We start from the raw sequence: 18834 nt of genomic DNA, 5'->3' as shown, positions 1-18834 counted from the left end.
CGGCGGCGGCCTGCTGGGCGGATTGGTGGGCGGCGTGAACGTGGCGGCCGGCGCGGGCGCCGGTGCGGGCGCGGGCGCCTCCGCCGGCGCGCCTCCCGCCACGGGAGGATCGGGCGGCACGAGCGGCGGCGCGGCCAACGGCGGACTGCTCGGTGGTTTGCTGGGCGGGGTGACGGGCAGCCTGACGGGCGGCACGGCGGCGGGCGGGTCTTCCGGCGGGACCGCCAACGGCGGCCTGCTGGGCGGACTGCTCGGCGGCCTGGCCGGCAAGAAGTAATCCATCGCAACCGCCAGGAACCCACATCATGCTGCAACAACAGACCTACTTTCACCACGAGCATGTGACCGGCATGGCTGAATCAGCAGTAAGCAACCGGCGGTCCGGCATGCTGGACGAAATCGTCCTGCTGCTGGGCCGGCAGTTCGCCGCCTACAACGCGGCATGCCAGTCGGCCCTGGCGGAGAAGCTGGGCATTCCCCTGGCGGATCTGAAGGCGCTGGAGCTGGTCATGGAGTTCGATGCCCTTCCAACCGGCCATCTGGCTCAGTTGATGGGCATCAGCTCCGGCGGCGCGACCGCCTTGATCAACCGGCTGGAGGCGGCCGGTTATGTCCAGCGCGGCCGCCACCCGCTGGACCGCCGGATGATCGTGATCCGGCCGGTCGAGGAATCGTGCCAGGCGCTGGCGCAGGAACGGCAGTGGATCGCCGAGGCCATCGCCACGACGGCGCGCGGGTATGACACCGCGGAACTGGAGGCAGTGCATGCGTTCCTGACGCGTTGCGGCCGCAACCTGAAGCGCGACACCCTGGCCTGGCTGGAGACAGGCAGCGCGCATCAGGCCGGGTAGCAAGACGGCGGGGGCCTCCGCCCCCGCTGCTTCGAACGCCGGATCAGGCCGCTTCGCGCGGCCCGAAGTGCAGGCGCGGCACCGCGGCCAGCAACCTGCGCGTCATGTCCTGGCGCGGTTCGTGCAGAACCGCATCGGCCTGTCCCAATTCGATGATGCGCCCGCCGTCCATGACGGCGATGCGGTCCGCCAGATATTCGACCACGCCGAAGTTGTGCGTGATGAACAGGTAGGCGATGCCCAACTCTGCCTGCAGCTCGCGCAGCAGGTCCAGGATCTGGGCCTGCACGGAAACGTCCAGCGCCGATGTGGGCTCATCGCAGATCAACACTTTGGGCTCGACCGCCAGCGCCCGCGCAATGGCGATCCGTTGACGCTGGCCGCCCGAGAATTCATGCGGATAGCGCGCCAGGGTATTGGACGGCAGGCCCACACGCTCTATCAGCCTTGCGGCGTGCGTGCGGCGCGATTCCTTGTCCATGCCGCTGCGCAGGGACGCCAGCCCCTCATCCAGGATGTCGCCCACCCGCATGCGCGGGTCGAGCGAGGCATAGGGATCCTGGAACACGATCTGGATGTCCTGCCTCAGGCGCTGCAGCGTGCGCCGGTCCGCGGACAGCACGTCCTGCCCTTGCAGCATGGCCCGGCCTGAAACGCGCGCGCCGTCGATCAGGCGCAGCAGCGCCTTGCCCGTGGTGGTCTTGCCGCAGCCGGACTCGCCCAGCAAGGCCAGCGTCTCGCCCGCCTTCAGGGTGAAGGTCACGCCATCCACGGCCTTGACCCAGCTTGCGATGCGCCGCAGCGGCCCCTTGCGCACGGGGTAATGGACCTTCAGGTCCTGCACGTCCAGCACCACTGCCGCTTCGCCCGCCTGGGCGCTGGCGGCCAGCCGGGCCTCGTCGCGCGCCATGGCCTCGCGGCCGCTTGCCGTGAGCGGCGTGCCTCGCTTTTCAAACGTGGGGATCGCTTCGAACAACTGCCGCGCATAGGGATGTTTGGGTGCGCGGAAGAATTCCTCGGCGTCGGCGCTTTCAACGATCTCGCCGCCGCGCATCAGCGCCACATGATGGGCGACGTTCTTCACCACCGCGAGGTCGTGGGTGATCAGCAGCACCGCCATGCCCATTTCCCGCTGGATGTCGGCCAGCAGGTCCAGCACCTGCGCCTGCACCGTCACGTCCAGCGCGGTGGTGGGCTCGTCGGCGATGAGCAGCACAGGCTCGGCCGCCAGCGCGATGGCGATCATGACGCGCTGCTTCTGGCCGCCCGAGAACTGGAAGGGATAGTCGTCGATGCGCCGCTCGGGCTCCGGGATGCCTACCCGCCGCAGCCAGTCCACGGCTCGGGCGCGCGCCGCCGCGCCACGCAAGGGAGTATGGGCGATCAGCGTTTCGATGATCTGGTCGCCCACCCGCATGACCGGGTTCAGGCTGGTGGACGGCTCCTGGAAGATGATGCCGATGCGCCCGCCGCGCACGCCGCGCATGGCGCTTTCCGGCAGGCGGTTGAGGTCTTCTCCGTCCAGGTCGATCTGTCCGCCCACGATGCGGCCGGCGTCGGGCAGCAGGCGCAGGAGCGCCAGCGCCGTCATGCTCTTGCCGCACCCCGATTCGCCGACCAGCGCAAAGGTCTGGCGCCTGGAGATCGCCAGCTGCAGGCGCTTGACCGCATGCGTCATGCCGCTTTCGCCGGCGATATCGACGTCCAGGCCGTGCACTTCAAGCAAGGGAGCCTGGCTCATGGCGCATCTCCCGGACGGGACTGGCGCGTATCGGTCGCCAGGGCCGTACGCGGTGCGCGGCCGAACAGGCCGAACCGCGCCATGCGGCCAGGCTTGTAGCGGCGCGTACGCGGATCGAAGGCATCGCGCACCGCGTCGGCGAACAGGTTGGCGGCCAGCACCAGCGCCAGCATGAACAGGAATGCGGTCAAGAGGTTCCACCAGATCATCGGGTCTCGGGACATTTCCAGACGGGCGCCATCGATCATGGAGCCGAAGGAGTTCATGCTGGGATCCACGCCTATGCCCAGATAGGACAGCACCGCCTCGTACAGGACCAGGCCGGAAAATTCCAGCACCACGGTAATCAGGACCAGATGCGCCACATTGGGCAGCAGATGGCGGGTCATGATGCGCCAGTGCGAGACACCGAAGGCCCGCGCCGCCTGCACGTATTCCAGCTCGCGCAGCTTGAGGGTTTCGGCGCGCAGCAGGCGGCACAGCCCGGCCCAGCCCGTGAAACCCAGGATCATGCAGAGCAGGAACAGCCGCAGGTCGGCGCGCGCGGCCGAGGTGTCGAACAGGTCGGCGTGATTGTCGATGTACACCTGCATCATCAACGCGCAGGCGGCCACGAGCAGCACGCCTGGAATCGAGGTGATGGTGGTGTAGAGATACTGGATGCCGTCGTCGACCTTGCCCTTGAAATAACCGGCGGCGATGCCGAAGACGATGGCCGGCGGCAGCATGGCTATGGTGGTGAGGCTGCCGATGACCAGCGCGGTGCGGATGCTCTTGAGCGCCTGCCACAACACGTCGTTGCCGATGCGGTCGGTGCCCAGCGCGTGATAGCCGCTGGACAGGCCGGCCAGGGCGCCTGCCGTCAGGCACAGCAGCGTGAAGGTGACGGCCATGGCGCGCCAGGGCACGTCCGAAGCCGCCTCGTCGGCGGCCCTTGCGGCGCGCCGCCTGGCCAAGCCCGCATACATCAGCCCGATCACGACGGCGGACACCGCAAGCCCTGCGGCCAGGCCCAGCCCTAGCCGCTTGGCGACATCGCCCAGGTGGTCGCGATCGGCGTCTTCCAGATGCACGCCCGCCCCTCGCAGCCGGGGAAAGTCGCGCACCGGCTTGTCGTTGACGAGCATGGTTTCCTTGGTGAACTGCCGTATCGCCAAGGGCTCGGAATAGGTCTTTTCCGGCGTCGTCAGCACCGAGCCGGTGAGCAGCCCGTCCAGCGCCGAGCGCACCGCGGGCGCATAGGCCGGCGGTGCGTCGGCGGCCGCGCCGGGGGCCGGCGGCAGCAGCGGCCGGTAATGCACCGAGTCCAGCAGACCCACCACCACGAACGCGGCCAGAATCACCGCCGAGCACATGGCGGGCGTGTCGCGCGCCACGCGCGCCCAGGTCGCGCGCAGGTTCGGGCTGCGCCGCACATGCCAGACATAGGCCAGCGCGCCCAGCACCATGAGCCACAGCGCGATATCGGTCCAGAGGAAGACGAACTTGGGCATGGCGGCTACTCGAATCGGACGCGGGGGTCGGCCAGCGTGTAGGAAATGTCGGCCAGGATCAGCCCCACGATATAGAGGGCGGCGCCCAGGAACACCATGGCGCGCACGATGGAGAAGTCCTGCGCGTTGATGGCGTCGATGGTGTAGCTGCCCAGGCCGGGAATGCCGAAGAAGGACTCCGCGATCAGGCTGCCCATGAAGAGCAGCGGCAGCGCGGCCACCGTGCTGGTCAGGATGGGCAGCATGGCGTTGCGCAGCACGTGCCGGAACAGCACGATGCGTTCAGCCAGGCCCTTGGAGCGCGCGGTGCGCACATAGTCCTTGCCGATCTCCTCCAGGAACAGGGTGCGGTAGAAGCGCGCCTCCGGACCCAGCCGCGACACGATCGCGACCAGCACCGGCAACGCCAGGAACTTGACCACGTCCAGCCCGCCCGAAAAGCCCGAGAACGGCACCAGCCGCAGCAGCTTCGCAAAGACCCATTGGCCGGCGATGATGTAGAACAGGCTGGAGATGGACAGCAGCAGCACGCAGACCACCACGCCCCAGAAATCGAGCCGCGTGGCGCGGAAATACACCAGCGTCAGGGAAAAGACAATGCTGACGAAGAGTCCCAGGAAGAACGTAGGCACCGCCAGCGCCAGGCTGGGGCCCATGCGCGTCTTGATCTCGCGGCCGATGTCGCGTCCGCCGTCGGACGCGCCGAAGTCCATGACCAGCAAGGGCACCGAACGCTGGTAGAACACCGTGTCGGTCAGCTGCGCCGCGCCTTGCGCCTTGGCGTTGAAGAACAGCGGTTTGTCGTAGCCGCGCTCGACCTTCCATTTCTCCACGGCTTCCTGGTTGGCGCGCTGCCCGCCGATGGCCAGCCGCGCCATGTCGTCGGGCGTGTTCACAGCGAAGAACAGGATGAAGGTGAAAAGATTCACGCCGATCAGGATCAGCACGCCGTACAGCAACCGGCGGATCACGTAGCCGATCATGATTGATGCTCCTTGCCCAGGGCCGGCGCGAATGCCGTCTGCCGTTCACGCCGCTTTAGCGCCACATACGACGGCCATATCGCCAGCGCCAGCAACAGCGCGAACAGGCCTATGGGCCACCACCTCGGATAGTTCCACTCGTCGATCTTCTGCTGCCGCAGGACCGGGTCTATCTTCATGTACTGCAGCGTATTGCGTACCATCTGGGTCGGCTTGGCATTGCCGACCCATTGCTGGTAGGCGCCGCCCGACATCGGAAAATAGCCGAACATCCAGGGCGCGTCGCGCTGCACGATGGCGGTCATCTTGGCGATGAGCTGCTCCTTTTCAGGGCCATCGTCCAGGAACTTCATCTGCTCGAAGAGGCGGTCGTATTCGGGGCTGGCGTAGTTGGCCGCGTTCTCGCCGCCGCCCTTGGCCTTGGCGTTGGGACCGTACAGCAGGAACAGGAAGTTCTCGGCGTCGGGATAGTCGGCGTTCCAGCCCCACAGGAAGATCTGCGCGGACCCGCGCATCATCTTGTCCTGGAAGCGGTTGTAGTCGGTGGCGCGCACGTCCAGCTGCACGCCGATCTTGGCCATCTGGCGCCGCATCCAGTCGAACTGCGGATTGGAGCCGCCGCCCTGCATCGAGTCGTAATAGAGCACCAGCGGCGCGCCGGTCTTGGCGTTGCGGCCGTCTGGGTAGCCGGCTTCGGCCAGCAGGCGGCGGGCCACGTCCACGGACTTGCGCACGGGCTTGCCGTCGACCAGGTTGTAGACCACCGGGTTCACGCCCTCGGGCGGTTCGCGGTAGCCGAGCACGCCCGGCGGCACCGGGCCGTAGGCCACTGAAGCCTGGCTGTTTTCGAACACCGCGACGTACTCTTCCCAGTCGAAGGCGATGCTGATGGCCTGGCGCAGCTTGCGGTTCCGTTCTTCCTGCTCCGGCGTGTCGCCCTTGCCCACCACCGGGTCCAGCCAGTTGAAGCCCATGTACCAGTTGGCGGTCTCGACGGTCGTGGGCAGCTTGATGCCGTGTTCGTTGTACAGGCGCGCCTTGTCCTGGCTGTCGCCGGCCGCGACCAGCATGGCCACGCCGTACTCGCCGCGCTCGATCTGCGGCACGTCGTAATAGCCCTGCAGGAACTTGCCGGTCAGCGGGATGGCTTCCTTTTCAACGCTGAATTCCGCGCGGTCGATGAAGGGCGTGGGCTTGCCGCAGTCGGCCAGCAGCCCCGCGGCCGCGTCGCCGGGCTCGCCTTCGCAGGGATAGGGTTCGCCGTGGAAGTTGGGGTTGCGGCCCAGCACGTGGCGGCGGTTCTGCAGCGACTCCACCAGCATGTAGGGGCCGGTGCCGACTGGCCAGGTATTGAACGACAGGTCGTGCGCCGCCATGCCGGGCTGGCTGTAGAAGCGGTCCGCTTCCCAGGGGATGGGCGCGGTGAAGGTCATGGCCAGCCAGTACTTGAACTGCGGGTACTTGCCGTTCACGCGGATGCGCAGCGTGTGCGGATCCAGCGCCTGCACGCCCGTAAACCCGTCGGCCTCGCGCAGGTCCAGCCAGGGCGCACCGGCACCGCCCGGCATGTCTTGCCGCAGCGCCTGGTCGCGCTGGCGCAGCCGGTCCGCATACTCCTTCAGGCCCGTCACGTGCTCGGTCATGAGGCTGGAGATCGGCGACACCACGCGCGGGCTGACCAGGCGCCGGAACGCGTAGACGTAATCGTCGGCCGTCAGTTCGCGCGTGCCGGTGCGCGGGAAATCGGGAATGTAGAACTTGTCGTCCAGTTCGCCCGGCGCAAGCGGAAAGTAGTCGTAGCTGCCATCGGTCTTGCGGGCGAATGCCGGGTGCGGCGCGTAGCGCGCCCCCGGCCGGATCTTGATGTCGTAGATGCTTTGCGCGATCTGCTCGCCGGGCGCGTCGGCGGGCAACGTATTGCCCTGCGCATCCAGGTAGACGGGCGGGTCGATCGACGCCGCCGCGCGCGGCACCAGTTCGTAGGGCCGCTTCAGGTAGTGGTAGCCGTACAGCGTCTCATAGATGTTGTACGTATAAGGGGTCTCGTCGCCGGAATAAGAGCTGGCCGGATCCAGGTACTTCGGAGATCGCTTGACGAAGGCGGAAAACAGCGTGTTCTGGCTTTCGGCGCCGGACGGATAGGGGCTGTTGATGGGGCTTTCTTGCGAGCAGCCCGCCAACGCCAGCGACAGCAGCATGGCCGCCGCCCAGAGCCGCTTCAATGCACGCATGGAAACCTTCCCTTCGAATCGTTGCGACAGAGGATAGCAAACACGGGCCGGGGACCATACCCAGGCATCCCCCAGGGCTGGCGGCGCTCGGGCGCGGCGTTCCGGGCCGGCCCGCGCGGGTTCAACCGCACTGGCGCTGCCGCCAGCAGTCGTAGCGCCACTTCCAGGGTTGCATGGCGCCGGGCTGCGCCCACAGGCCGCGCCCGGCCGCCTTGGCCTGGCGCTGCAGGTCCGGCATGGCCTTGTCGCGCAGGTAGTCGCCCTGGCGCGCCGTATAGGCCCAGGCGTAGCCGGCCTCCACCTGCAGGCGGTTGGCCGAACGGCCGTCATCCAGGATCAGGGCGCAGACTTCCCGGCCGTACTGGTCCTTCTCGTAGCATTGCGCGCTTAGCGTCTTGCCCGCGACCAGGCCGGCCAGGTTCTTGCGCGCGGCCTCGGCATAGGGTTGCCCGGGCTGGTCGGACCCGTGGCCCTCTTCCGGCGCATCGATACTGTCCATGCGGATGCGGTGCTGACCGTCGGACGCGCGCAGCGTCACGGTGTCGCCGTCGGCCACGTTGACGATCATGCCGGTAAGCGTATAGCTGCCCTGCGGAATGCCGCCAGCCAGCGTCGCGCCGGGCCGGCCCTGGGCTGAAGGCGCCGGCCGTTCAGCCCGGTCCTGCCCCTCTCTTCCCGAAGGCTGCAGCCAGTTGACGATGGCGCCTGCCGCCGCAAGGATCACGGCGACGATCAGGGCGGTCAGCTTGCTGCCGCCGCGTAAAGGGGATTTGCCACGCACCAGCCAGGCTCCAGGAAGGAAAACGCAGGCAGTTTGCCATAAAGGCGAGGCGTGGAGTCGCCCGCTACAGCCACCCCGACTTGCGGAAGCGCCAATACAGGACCGAACAGATCGACACGATGACGCCCAGCGTGATCGGATAGCCCCAGGGCGATTTCAGTTCGGGCATGAATTCAAAGTTCATGCCGTAGATGCCGGCAATGGCCGTGGGCACCGCCAGGATGGCGGCCCAGGACGCCAGCTTGCGGGTGGTGTCGTTCTGCGCGGCCTGGCCTATCATCAGGCTGGCTTCAAAGGCGAAGGCCAGGGATTCGCGCAGCGAGTTGAAAAGTTCATCCACGCGCAGCACGCGGTCGGCGACCTCGCCGAAATACGGACGGGCATGCTCGTCCACCGCGGACATCTCGACCCGCGCCAGGCGTCGGCAGATTTCGGCCAGCGGCGACACCACGGTATGGATGCGCAGCAGGTCGCGGCGCTGCCGGTACAGCCTGCGGATGTCCGAGTCCTTGGCGCCTCGGATCAGCAGCTTCTGTTCGGCGCCTTCGACCACGGATTCGATCTTGCCGGCGGCCGCGACATAGCGATCCACCAGCCAGTCCAGCAGTTCGGAAGCCACATAATCGCTGCCGCGCTTGAGCAGGTCGGGCGAGGCTTCCAGCCGTTCGCGCAAGGGGCTATGGCCGGCGGTGGCGCCGCGCCGCACCGTGACCAAAAAGCCATCGCCGATCAGGAACTGGGTCTCGCCGAAGATGGGGCGCTCGGCCTCGACCTCGACCGTGATGGCGACGATGAGGATCATGTTGCCGTAGTCGATGATCTTCGGCCGCCGGTGGGATTCCAGCATTTCTTCCTGGTTCTTGTCGCAGGCGCCAAGTTCGCTGGCGACCTTCGCCAGCACTTCCGGGCGCGGATTGCGCAGGCCGATCCACAGCATGCCGTGGTCCTGGCTGACGTACTGGGCGACTTCGTCGATGGGAACCTCGCGTTCCCGCCGTCCGTTCACATAGGCGATCGATGCGACGACCTCTCGTTTCGAGTCGTCGGCGGTATGTTCTTCAGTAGACATAAACACCCTTTTGCAATGCGATCCCTGCCGGACAGCTTATGCGTATCGGCCGATGATAGCCCAGCCTACGAGAACAGGTTCCGCACCCGCTTGGCCACGTCCACGCTGGGCGCTTGAGGCTCCTTCGGCGCGGCGCGCCCGGCGGGCAGGTCCGGCAGCTTGGGCAGGTGGTCGAACAGCGGCAGCATCGCATTGGTGATGTAGCGCGTGCGCGATCCGTAGACGTGCCGGTCGCCCATGCCGGTCTGCTGGTGCACGTAGAAGCGCTGCGGCACGATGAGCTGCAGGCGTTCCTTGGCGCGTGTCATCGCCACATACAACAGGCGGCGCTCTTCCTCGATTTCCTCGGCCGTGCCGGTGCTCATGTCCGACGGGATGCAGCCGTCCACCACGTTCAGGACATAGACCGCCTTCCATTCCTGTCCCTTGGCGGAATGGATGGTGGAAAGGATCATGTAGTCCTCGTCGCGATGCGGCGCGCCGGACTCGTCGCTGGTGGCGTCCGGCGGATCCAGCGTCAGTTCGGTCAGGAAGCGTTCGCGCGAGCCGTAGCCCGCGGCGATGCGCACCAACTGGTCCAGGTCGGCGCGGCGCACGCGCGCATCGTCATACAGGCGTTCCAGCTGCGCGCCATACCAGCGCAGGGCCAGGTCCACGTCGGCGGGCCATTTCAGCGCGGGGTCGCACAAGGCCGCATACGTATCGGCGAAAGCGCCCCACTCTTCCTGCGCCGCCGCGCCCGGCTTGAATTCGCGCAGCGCGCGCAGCGGTTCGGCGGAGGCGGACATGGCGTCCATCAGCTTGCCCGCCGTGGCCGGGCCGATGCCGGGCAGCAACTGCGCCACGCGAAAGCCCGCCATGCGGCCGCGCGGATTCTCCGCCCAGCGCAACAGCGACAACAGGTCCTTTACGTGCGCGGCCTCCAGGAAGCGCAGCCCGCCGAACTTCACGAAGGGAATGTTGCGGCGGGTCAGTTCAAGTTCCAGCGCGGCGCTGTGGCTGGCGGTGCGGAACAGCGCCGCCTGCGACTTGAGCGTGGCCCCGCCTTCGCGCTGCGCCAGCACCTGGTCGGCCACCCAGCGCGCCTGGCCGGCTTCGTCGCTGACCGTCACCAGTTCGGGCAGCTGGGACGACTGGCGATCGGTCCACAGGTCCTTGGCGTAACGTTCCGTGGCCAGGCCGATCACGGCATTGGACGCGTTCAGGATGGGCTGGGTGGAACGGTAGTTGCGGTCCAGCGTGATGACCCTGGCCGGGTTGGGAAACTGGTTCGGAAAGTCCAGGATGTTGCGCACCGTGGCCGCGCGGAACGAATAGATGGATTGGGCATCGTCGCCCACCACCGTCAGGCCGCGGCCGTCGGGCTTCATCGCCAGCAGGATGGCGGATTGCAAGCGGTTGGTGTCCTGGTATTCGTCCACCAGTACGTGGTCGAAGCGCGCGCCCACGTCGGCCGCGATGCCGGGGTCGCCCATCATCTCGGCCCAGTACAGCAGCAGGTCGTCGTAGTCCAGCACCTGCTGGTCCTGCTTGGCCGCGACGTAGGCGCGAAACAGGTTCTTGAGTTCGTCTTCCCATTGGGCGCACCAGGGGAAGGAGGTCTTCAGCACGTCGGCCACCGGGGTCTGGCTGTTGACCACGCGCGAATAGATGGCGAGGCAGGTGCCCTTGAGCGGAAAGCGCGACTTGGTGGACGACAGGCCCAGTTCGTGGCGCACCATGCCCATCAGGTCCTCGGCGTCGCCGCGGTCGTGGATGGTGAAAGCCTCGGACAGGCCGATGCGTTGCGCGCAATCGCGCAGCAGGCGCGCGCCGATCGCGTGGAAGGTGCCGGCCCAGGGCAGCGACGGCGCCTGCTGCGTGGCGCGCAGCCTCATCACCCGCTGCAGCACCGAGCCCACGCGCCGCTCCATTTCCAGCGCCGCGCGGCGCGAGAAGGTCAACAGCAGCATGCGCTGGGGATCGGCGCCGTTCAGGATCAGGTGCGCGACCCGGTGGGCCAGCGTATTGGTCTTGCCCGAGCCTGCCCCGGCGATCACCAGCAGGGGGCCGTCGTCTCCCGGCGCGCCGGCCACGCCGAATTCGGCGGCCTCGCGTTGGGCGGGGTTGAGATCGGCCAGGGGATCGGGGCGTTCGGCGGACGGGTTGGACGTATCGGTTTGGTCGGACATGGGGCGGGGCCGCAGCAAGGCAGCCGCTGAAAACGGCGAGCCCGGACATTGCCGGGCTTCGGATGAACACTGTATATTTATACAGAATTTTTTCAATAAAGTCTGATTCGCCTGTGGCCATGCGCCTCTTGACCGGCACCGCCTCCTGGACCGATCCCACCCTGCTGGCCTGCGGCCGCTTCTACCCGCCCGAGGTCCGCAGCGCCGAAGCGCGGCTGCGCTTCTATGCCTCGCGCTTTCCCATGGCCGAGGTCGATTCCAGCTATTACGCCATGCCCACGGCCGAAAACGCCTACTTGTGGGCGCAGCGCACGCCGGACGATTTCGTCTTCAACATCAAGGCCTTCCGGCTGTTCACCGGCCATCAGACGCCGCTATCCGCGCTGCCCGCGGACATCCGGCGCGAACTGCCCGATTGGCCGGAACCCGTCATTTACCACGACCGCATGCCCGCCGACCTGCGCGATGAACTCTGGCGCCGCTACCAGCTTGCGCTGGAACCCTTGCGCATGACGGGCAAGCTGGGCGCGGTGCATTTCCAGTTTCCGCCCTGGATCCGGCGCGACGCGCGCGGCCGGGCGCGGGTGGCCGACTGCGCGCGTCGCATGGAAGAACACCTGGTGTCGGTGGAATTCCGCCACCGCAGCTGGTTCGAGTCGCCCTCCGCCACCACGGACACCCTGGCCTTCGAACGCGATCTCGGCGTGGTCCATACGGTGGTCGATAGCCCCCAAGGCTTCGACAACACCGTGCCCGCGGTCTGGGAGTGCACCCATCCGGAGCTGACGCTGCTGCGCCTGCACGGACGCAATACGGCCGCCTGGAACGTGTCCGGCGCCGCGTCCTCGGGCCGCTTCCAATACGAATACTCGGAACAGGAGCTGGCCGAACTGGCCGAGCGCTTCGCGCGGCTGGCGGCGCAAAGCGCCCAGGCGCACGCGGTGTTCAACACCAACTTCGAAGACCAGGGCATGCGCAACGCCGCGGCCTTCGCGGCGGCGCTAGCGCCCGCCTGACGCCGCCAGCGCGACGGACGCGCGCGCCACTTCGTTCAGGCTGTCCAGCAGCACCTCGAATTTGCGCGCAATGTCGTGCTCCGGCACGCAGGCATAGCCCAGCAGCAGGCCCGGCCGGCGGCCCTCGTCGTTGACGTAGTAGCGCGACAGCGCGCGCGTAAGCACGCCCTTGCTGCGCGCCACATCCACCACGCGCAGATCGTCCATGTCCTCGGGCAGCGTCAGCACCAGATGCAGCCCCGCCATGCTGGCGTCGCGATGCAGCCAATCCGGCCCCAGCCTGCGTTCAATCAGATTGACCAGCATGGCGCGGCGGCGTCCGTACAGCATGCGCATGCGGCGGATGTGGGCGGCGTAGTGGCCTTCCGAGATGAACGTGGCCAGGGCCGCGTGCGTCATCAGGTGGCCCTCGCGGTAGAGCTCGGCGTGCGCTGCCTGGAACGCGGCGGTCAGTGTCTTGGGCAGCACCAGGTAGCCCACGCGCAGGCCCGGATACAAGGTCTTGCTGAAGGTTCCCATGTAGATCACGGGCGCGTCGGGTTCCAAGCCCAACAGCGAAGCGATGGGCCGGCCGGAGAAGCGGAATTCGCTGTCGTAGTCGTCTTCGATGATCCAGCTGCCGCTTTGCCGCGCCACCGCCAGCAACTGGCGCCGGCGCGTCAGCGACATGACCGGCCCCAGCGGATACTGGTGCGAGGGCGTGACGAAGATGAAACGCGGCGGCGTGCCCACGGTCTCCGGCAGGCGCATGCCCTCCTCGTCCACCGGCAGGTGCACGGTGTGCAGGCCGTTGGCCTGCAGCACGGTGCGCGCGCCCCAGTAGCCAGGATCCTCGACCCAGGCGGTCTCGCCGGCTTCGCCCAGGATGCGGGTGGTCAGGTCGATGGCCTGGTGCGAACCTTCGGTGATGATGATCTGCTCGGGATCGCAATCGATCGAGCGCGTCAGCGCCAGATGCTGCGCCAGCGCCTCGCGCAGGGCCGGCAGCCCGCCGCCGTAGGCGTAGGTCAGCAGGTCGGGCGAGGGATTGCGCCACAGGGCGCTGAAAATGCGGCCGAACTTCTTGTGCGGGAATTCGGTCAGGTCGGGCACGCCGGGCATGAAGGCGCCCCATTGGTAGGGCGAGGCCGAGACGCCGTCGACGATGGCGGCGCCGCGCGGCGACAGCGCCGGGCGCGGCTGCGCGGGCGGCGGCTGGCGCTTGCGCCGGCCGCTGGCCAGGTAGGAATCCGGCACCGAGGCGTTGACGAAGGTGCCGTTGCCCTGGCGACTGCGGGTGTAGCCTTCAGCCAGCAGTTGACTATAGACGTGGACCACGGTGTTGCGGGCGATGCCGAGCTCTGCCGCCAGGTCCCGCGAGGCGGGCAGGCGCGAGTCCGCGGCAATGGCTCCATCCAGGATGGCTTCGCGGATGCCGCGGTACAGCCGCTTGTTCATGGGCTCGCTGGAGCCGTCCGCCAGCCGCAGCTGCAGCAAGTCACCGACTATGGACCGCAATTGGTTCTACCCGATTTATAAAAGTGGTTCCCACAAATGGGGCCATCGTAGCATTAAATAAGGTTTTCCCGCCCCATCATGCTCGCAGAGGCTGAGATGAAGAATCAGGACCTGAATACCCGCCGTTCCCTGGCCACGCCCCGCGGCGTCGGCGTCATGTGCGACTTCTACGCGGTGCGCGCCGAAAACGCCACCCTGTGGGACGCCAATGGCAAGGAATATATCGATTTCGCAGGCGGCATCGCCGTCCTGAACACGGGCCACCTGCACCCGAAGATCAAGGCCGCGGTCTCCGCGCAGCTGGACAACTTCACGCACACGGCCTATCAGATCGTGCCGTACGAAGGCTATGTCTCGCTGGCCGAGCGCATCAACCGCCTCGCCCCCATCGACGGCCTGAAGAAGAGCGCCTTCTTCACCACCGGCGTCGAAGCCGTCGAAAACGCCATCAAGATCGCGCGCTCGGCCACCGGCCGCTCGGGCGTCATCGCCTTCTCGGGTTCGTTCCACGGCCGCACCATGCTGGGCATGGCGCTGACCGGCAAGGTCGCCCCGTACAAGCTGTCGTTCGGTCCGATGCCGGGCGACATCTATCACGTGCCCTTCCCCAACGCCACCCAGTCCATCACCGTGGCGGACTCGCTCAAGGGACTGGACCTGCTGTTCAAGTGCGACATCGATCCCAAGCGCGTCGCGGCCATCATTCTGGAACCTGTCCAGGGCGAAGGCGGCTTCAACATCACCCCGCCGGAACTGATGACGGCGCTGCGCAAGATCTGCGACGAACACGGCATCCTGCTGATCGCCGACGAAGTCCAGACCGGCTTCGGCCGCACCGGCAAGCTGTTCGCCATGGAACACCACTCGGTCCAGGCCGACCTGATCACCATGGCCAAGAGCCTGGGCGGCGGCTTCCCGATCTCGGGCGTGGTCGGCCGCGCCGACGTCATGGACGCGCCTGCGGCCGGCGGCCTGGGCGGCACCTACGCCGGCAACCCGCTGGCGGTCGCCGCGGCGCATGCCGTGCTGGACGTGATCGCCGAGGAAAAGCTGTGCGAACGCGCCGTCACCCTGGGCGACAAGCTGCGCGCGCACCTGGAAGGCCTGCGCGCCAAGGTGCCGGGCATCGCCGACGTGCGCGGCCTGGGCTCCATGGTCGCCCTGGAACTGAACGATCCCGCCACCGGCAAGCCGGACGCGGAAGCGGTCAAGCGTGTGCAAGCCCGCGCCATCGAAAAGGGCCTGATTTTGCTAAGCTGCGGTGTGTACGGCAACGTCCTGCGCTTCCTGTACCCCTTGACCATCCCCGACGCCCAGTTCGATCGCGCGCTGGCCATCCTGTCCGAGGCGCTCGCCGCCTGACGCACAGGACCTGAACTACCGGTATTCCGGCGGGCAGGCACAAGTTTTGCGGGCGTAGCGGATCTGCCGCCACGCCCGCAAGCGTTTCCTGGCCCACCGCTTCCCTTCAAGGAGACTCCAACAATGACCGCACTGACCCATCCCCTGGCGCGCCCCGATCTGCTGCGCGACGCCTGCTACATCGACGGCAAGTGGGTAGCCGCCGGCAACGGCCCGTCCATCCCCGTGGACAATCCCTCCACCGGCAAGACTATCGTGTCCGTGCCCAAGCTGGGCCGCAAGGAAGCCGAACAAGCCATCGCCAGCGCCGAGGCCGCCCTGCCCGCCTGGAGCGCCAAGACCGGCAAGGAACGCGCCGCGATCCTGCTGAAGTGGGCCCAGCTCATGATGCAGAACCAGCAGGACCTGGCCGCCATCATGACGTCCGAACAGGGCAAGCCCGTGACCGAAGCCGCCGGCGAAATCGCCTATGCCGCCTCGTTCCTGGAGTGGTTCGGCGAAGAAGCCAAGCGCATCGACGGCGACATCCTGCAAAGCCCCAAGGCCGGCCAGCGCCTGATGGCGCTCAAGCAGCCCATCGGCGTCACCGCCGCCATCACGCCGTGGAACTTCCCGGCCGCCATGATCACCCGCAAGGTCGGCCCGGCCCTGGCCGCCGGCTGCACCATGGTGGTCAAGCCCGCGCAACAGACCCCGCTGACCGCGCTGGCACTGGCCGTGCTGGCTGAAGAAGCCGGCGTGCCCGCTGGCGTGTTCCATGTCATCACCGGCAGCTCGCGCGAAATCGGCGCGGCCCTGTGCGAAAGCGACGTGGTGCGCAAGCTGAGCTTCACCGGCTCCACCGAAGTCGGCCGCACGCTGATGGAGCAATGCGCGCCCACCATCAAGAAGCTGTCGCTGGAGCTGGGCGGCAACGCGCCCTTCATCGTGTTCGACGACGCCGACCTGGACCGCGCGGTCGACGGCATCCTGGCTTCCAAGTACCGCAATGCCGGCCAGACCTGCGTCTGCGCCAACCGCATCTACGTGCAGGCCGGCGTGTACGAAGAAATCGCCAAGCGCCTGGTCGCCAAGGTCGAAGCCATGAAGGTCGGCGACGGCTTCGCCGACGGCGTGACCCAGGGTCCGCTGATCGACAGCAGCGCCGTGGAAAAGGTACAGGAGCACATCGCCGACGCGACCGCGCACGGCGCCAAGGTCATCGCCGGCGGCAAGCCCCACGCGCTGGGCGGCACCTTCTTCGAACCGACCGTGGTGCGCGACGTGACCCAGTCAATGCGCTTCGCGACCGAGGAAACCTTCGGCCCGGTGGCCCCGCTGTTCCGCTTCGAAACCGAAGCGGAAGTCATCGGCATGGCCAACGACACCATCTTCGGCCTGGCCGCCTACTTTTTCACCCGCGACTACGCCCGCATCTGGCGCGTGTCCGAAGCGCTGGAGTACGGCATCGTCGGCATCAACACCGGCATCATCTCCAATGAAGTCGGCCCGTTCGGCGGCGTCAAGCAATCCGGCCTGGGCCGCGAAGGCTCGAAGTACGGCATCGAAGAGTACCTGGAGATCAAGTACCTCTGCGTGGACCTGGGCGCCTGACGGCCCCTTGCGCGCCGCGGCCCCCGCCGGCTTCTGCCGGCGGGGGCCGCGCGCATTTGGCGCGCGGGTTTCCGGGAGTCCGATATGTGGCATCCCGCCCCGCGTCCGGCATGGTAGATTTGCGCGTTCCCTGACCGAACGAGTCCGTATGAGCAGAACCTTCACCCGCGAGGACACTCGCCGGCTTGCCGCCATCCTGGCCGAAACCGCGCAGACGGAAGTCATGCCGCGCTTTCGCAATCTGCCGGAAGGCGCTGTGCGCGGCAAAAGCTCCGCCCGCGACCTCGTGACCGACGCGGACGAAGCCGCCGAACGCCTGATCGCCGCGCGCCTGGCCAAGCTGCATCCGGGCGCCGTGCTGATCGGCGAAGAGGCCTCGGCCCGCAATCCCGCGCTGCTGAACATGCTGGTCGACGCCGACCTGGCCTTCCTGATCGACCCCATCGACGGCACCCGCAACTACGTCGCGGGCCTGCCTCTCTTCGGCATGATGATCGCCGCCTGCCATCGCGGCGACGTGATCGCGGGCGTCATCTACGACCCGGTCAGCCGCGACAGCGCGCTCGCCGTGCGCGGCGAAGGCGCCTGGATGGAATATGAAAACGGCAAGCAGGCCCAGCTCGCGGTGGCCAGCCCCGCGCCGCCCGAAGACATGGACGGCCTGATCTCGACCGGCGCCCTGCCCGAGCCGATGCGTACCACCGTCAACAGCAACCTGTCGCGCCTGGGCAGCACCGCCTCGCTGCGTTGCGCCGCGCATGAGTACCGCATGCTGGCCGCCGGGCACTGCCACATCGCGTTCTACAACCAATTGACGGCCTGGGACCACGCAGCCGGCTGGCTGCTGCACCGCGAAGCCGGCGGCTACGCGGCCCACTTCGACGGTTCGCCCTACAAGCCCACGCATCGCACCGGCGGCCTGCTATATGCGCCGGACGCCGGCAGTTGGCACGCGGCCCGCAAGGCGCTAATGGGGGACATGGCGGACGCCGCCGAGACTTGACAAACGCAGCGCGAAAAAGGTCGAAAACTCGGGGTTATCCCTAGGAGTTATCCCCAGTTCCTGTGGACAACCCTATGGAAAGGTCTGTAACAGCCGAAAAAAACCTTTGCAGGGCAAGTACTTGCTTAGACCGGTCAAAAACCGGCCGGCCCCGGGGTGTGTTACAGCGCGTCCAGCGCCACGGCGCAAGGCAGTTCCACTTTCAGCGTCAGCATGCTGTCGGCGCGGGTGCGCCCCAGGTTGATGGCAGCTACCGGCATGCCGTTGCGCGACGCGGCGCTGACGAAGCGGTAGCCGGAATACACCATCAACGATGACCCCACCACCAGCACCGCGTCGGCGTTCATGAGGCCGGCGTTGGCGCGGTCCACGCGTTCGCGCGGCACGGTTTCACCAAAAAAGACCACGTCCGGCTTGACGATGCCGCGGCAGCGCGGACAGGGCGGCACCTGAAATTGCGCAAAGTCCTCGCCTTCCAGGTCGGCGTCGCCGTCAGGCGCATCCGTGGCATCCAGCAGCGTCCATTCCGGGTTGCCGTCCTGCAACGCCTCTTGCCAGGCCTGGCGGCCGCCGCGCCAGTCGCAGGCCATGCAACGCACCTCGTCCAGCCGGCCGTGCAAGTCGACGACGTCGCGGCTGCCGGCGGCCTCGTGCAGGCCGTCGACGTTCTGCGTCACCAGCACCGAGACGCGGCCGCGCGATTCCAGCCGCGCCAGCGCCCGGTGCGAGGCATTGGGCTGCACATGGCCGAAACGGCGCCAGCCCACCATGCTGCGCGCCCAATAGCGCGCCCGCGCCAGTTCGCCGCCCATGAAGGTCTGCAGCGTCATGGGCGGCTTGCGCTTCCATTCGCCTTCGGTGTCGCGGTAGTCGGGGATGCCGGAATCGGTGCTGACGCCCGCCCCCGTCAGCACAAACAGCCGCGGGTGGCGGTCGACAAAGCCGCGCAGCGCGGCCAGATCAGAGACTCGTGTGTCCATCCAGGCTCCTCAGGGCCGGCCGTTACGCGGGCGCGCATCGGCGCCCGCGCGAAAAGGCGGCCG

At 67.4% G+C, this 18834-nt stretch carries 15 protein-coding genes; 6 read left to right on the top strand and 9 right to left on the bottom strand.

Annotated features, from left to right (window positions below; translation table 11 throughout):
* Both IB259_RS30060 and IB259_RS30055 read left to right on the top strand, forming a co-directional pair.
* The coding region (locus tag IB259_RS30060) for a hypothetical protein (protein WP_192330958.1) at nt 1–277 on the top strand (277 nt) is incomplete at its 5' end.
* A 28-nt stretch (nt 278–305) separates the two neighbouring features.
* Nucleotides 306–851: a MarR family winged helix-turn-helix transcriptional regulator gene (locus tag IB259_RS30055; RefSeq protein WP_119450020.1), complete on the top strand. Its 546-nt coding sequence runs from the start codon at nt 306–308 to the stop codon at nt 849–851.
* A 43-nt stretch (nt 852–894) separates the two neighbouring features.
* Here IB259_RS30055 and IB259_RS30050 read toward each other — a convergent pair whose 3' ends face one another.
* The 7 genes from IB259_RS30050 to IB259_RS30020 form a co-directional block, all read right to left on the bottom strand.
* Nucleotides 895–2592 (bottom strand): ABC transporter ATP-binding protein, encoded by a 1698-nt coding sequence (locus tag IB259_RS30050; protein WP_054453030.1) that lies wholly within the window; start codon nt 2590–2592, stop codon nt 895–897.
* A complete protein-coding gene (locus IB259_RS30045; RefSeq protein WP_175164465.1) occupies nt 2589–4085 on the bottom strand; it encodes an ABC transporter permease in 1497 nt (498 codons plus the stop codon). The genes IB259_RS30050 and IB259_RS30045 overlap by 4 nt, the downstream gene beginning before the upstream one ends.
* A 5-nt stretch (nt 4086–4090) precedes the next feature.
* Nucleotides 4091–5068: an ABC transporter permease gene (locus IB259_RS30040; protein WP_054453034.1), complete on the bottom strand. Its 978-nt coding sequence runs from the start codon at nt 5066–5068 to the stop codon at nt 4091–4093.
* Nucleotides 5065–7299 carry an ABC transporter substrate-binding protein gene (locus IB259_RS30035; protein WP_119450021.1) on the bottom strand — a complete coding sequence of 745 codons (2235 nt, stop codon included), beginning with the start codon at nt 7297–7299 and terminating at the stop codon, nt 5065–5067. The genes IB259_RS30040 and IB259_RS30035 overlap by 4 nt, the downstream gene beginning before the upstream one ends.
* 121 nt (nt 7300–7420) lie before the next feature.
* Nucleotides 7421–8083: a thermonuclease family protein gene (locus IB259_RS30030; RefSeq protein WP_054453038.1), complete on the bottom strand. Its 663-nt coding sequence runs from the start codon at nt 8081–8083 to the stop codon at nt 7421–7423.
* A 61-nt stretch (nt 8084–8144) separates the two neighbouring features.
* Nucleotides 8145–9149 (bottom strand): magnesium and cobalt transport protein CorA, encoded by a 1005-nt coding sequence (locus IB259_RS30025; RefSeq protein WP_054453040.1) that lies wholly within the window; start codon nt 9147–9149, stop codon nt 8145–8147.
* Nucleotides 9150–9214: 65 nt separating this feature from the next.
* Nucleotides 9215–11320 carry an ATP-dependent helicase gene (locus tag IB259_RS30020; protein WP_192330956.1) on the bottom strand — a complete coding sequence of 702 codons (2106 nt, stop codon included), beginning with the start codon at nt 11318–11320 and terminating at the stop codon, nt 9215–9217.
* Between the two features lie 119 nt (nt 11321–11439).
* Here IB259_RS30020 and IB259_RS30015 point away from each other — a divergent pair, with 119 nt between their 5' ends.
* Entirely contained in the window at nt 11440–12336 is an 897-nt protein-coding gene (locus tag IB259_RS30015) for a DUF72 domain-containing protein (RefSeq protein WP_054453679.1), read from the top strand.
* On the opposite strand, the gene IB259_RS30010 is transcribed toward IB259_RS30015, so the two are convergent.
* The gene (locus IB259_RS30010) at nt 12322–13833 is read right to left on the bottom strand and encodes a PLP-dependent aminotransferase family protein (RefSeq protein WP_367648240.1); all 1512 of its coding nucleotides are present in this window, start codon (nt 13831–13833) and stop codon (nt 12322–12324) included. The genes IB259_RS30015 and IB259_RS30010 overlap by 15 nt on opposite strands.
* Before the next feature lie 96 nt (nt 13834–13929).
* On the opposite strand from IB259_RS30010, the gene IB259_RS30005 reads away from it, so the two are divergent.
* The 3 genes from IB259_RS30005 (at nt 13930) to IB259_RS29995 (ending at nt 17791) form a co-directional block, all read left to right on the top strand.
* Nucleotides 13930–15195 carry a 4-aminobutyrate--2-oxoglutarate transaminase gene (locus IB259_RS30005; RefSeq protein ID WP_054453043.1) on the top strand — a complete coding sequence of 422 codons (1266 nt, stop codon included), beginning with the start codon at nt 13930–13932 and terminating at the stop codon, nt 15193–15195.
* Nucleotides 15196–15318: 123 nt separating this feature from the next.
* Nucleotides 15319–16788 (top strand): NAD-dependent succinate-semialdehyde dehydrogenase, encoded by a 1470-nt coding sequence (locus IB259_RS30000; RefSeq protein ID WP_054453045.1) that lies wholly within the window; start codon nt 15319–15321, stop codon nt 16786–16788.
* A gap of 148 nt (nt 16789–16936) precedes the next feature.
* Nucleotides 16937–17791, top strand: coding sequence for an inositol monophosphatase family protein (locus IB259_RS29995; protein ID WP_059372208.1), 855 nt, complete (start codon nt 16937–16939; stop codon nt 17789–17791).
* Between the two features lie 161 nt (nt 17792–17952).
* On the opposite strand, the gene IB259_RS29990 is transcribed toward IB259_RS29995, so the two are convergent.
* Nucleotides 17953–18771: an NAD-dependent protein deacetylase gene (locus tag IB259_RS29990; protein ID WP_119450025.1), complete on the bottom strand. Its 819-nt coding sequence runs from the start codon at nt 18769–18771 to the stop codon at nt 17953–17955.
* Nucleotides 18772–18834 lie beyond the last annotated feature (63 nt).

Source organism: Achromobacter sp. ACM04 (assembly GCF_014851465.1).
GTDB lineage: Bacteria > Pseudomonadota > Gammaproteobacteria > Burkholderiales > Burkholderiaceae_B > Achromobacter > Achromobacter aegrifaciens.
This window is presented reverse-complemented; position numbering and strand designations above follow the sequence as displayed.

Bases quoted from the DNA above. Each gene is read 5' to 3' on its own strand.
- IB259_RS30040 (WP_054453034.1), bottom strand. From the start codon at position 5,068: ATGATCGGCTACGTGATCCGCCGGTTGCTGTACGGCGTGCTGATCCTG.
- IB259_RS29995 (WP_059372208.1), top strand. From the start codon at position 16,937: ATGAGCAGAACCTTCACCCGCGAGGACACTCGCCGGCTTGCCGCCATC.
- IB259_RS30055 (WP_119450020.1), top strand. From the start codon at position 306: ATGCTGCAACAACAGACCTACTTTCACCACGAGCATGTGACCGGCATG.
- IB259_RS30000 (WP_054453045.1), top strand. From the start codon at position 15,319: ATGACCGCACTGACCCATCCCCTGGCGCGCCCCGATCTGCTGCGCGAC.
- IB259_RS30025 (WP_054453040.1), bottom strand. From the start codon at position 9,149: ATGTCTACTGAAGAACATACCGCCGACGACTCGAAACGAGAGGTCGTC.
- IB259_RS30020 (WP_192330956.1), bottom strand. From the start codon at position 11,320: ATGTCCGACCAAACCGATACGTCCAACCCGTCCGCCGAACGCCCCGAT.
- IB259_RS30005 (WP_054453043.1), top strand. From the start codon at position 13,930: ATGAAGAATCAGGACCTGAATACCCGCCGTTCCCTGGCCACGCCCCGC.
- IB259_RS29990 (WP_119450025.1), bottom strand. From the start codon at position 18,771: ATGGACACACGAGTCTCTGATCTGGCCGCGCTGCGCGGCTTTGTCGAC.
- IB259_RS30035 (WP_119450021.1), bottom strand. From the start codon at position 7,299: ATGCGTGCATTGAAGCGGCTCTGGGCGGCGGCCATGCTGCTGTCGCTG.
- IB259_RS30050 (WP_054453030.1), bottom strand. From the start codon at position 2,592: ATGAGCCAGGCTCCCTTGCTTGAAGTGCACGGCCTGGACGTCGATATC.
- IB259_RS30015 (WP_054453679.1), top strand. From the start codon at position 11,440: ATGCGCCTCTTGACCGGCACCGCCTCCTGGACCGATCCCACCCTGCTG.
- IB259_RS30045 (WP_175164465.1), bottom strand. From the start codon at position 4,085: ATGCCCAAGTTCGTCTTCCTCTGGACCGATATCGCGCTGTGGCTCATG.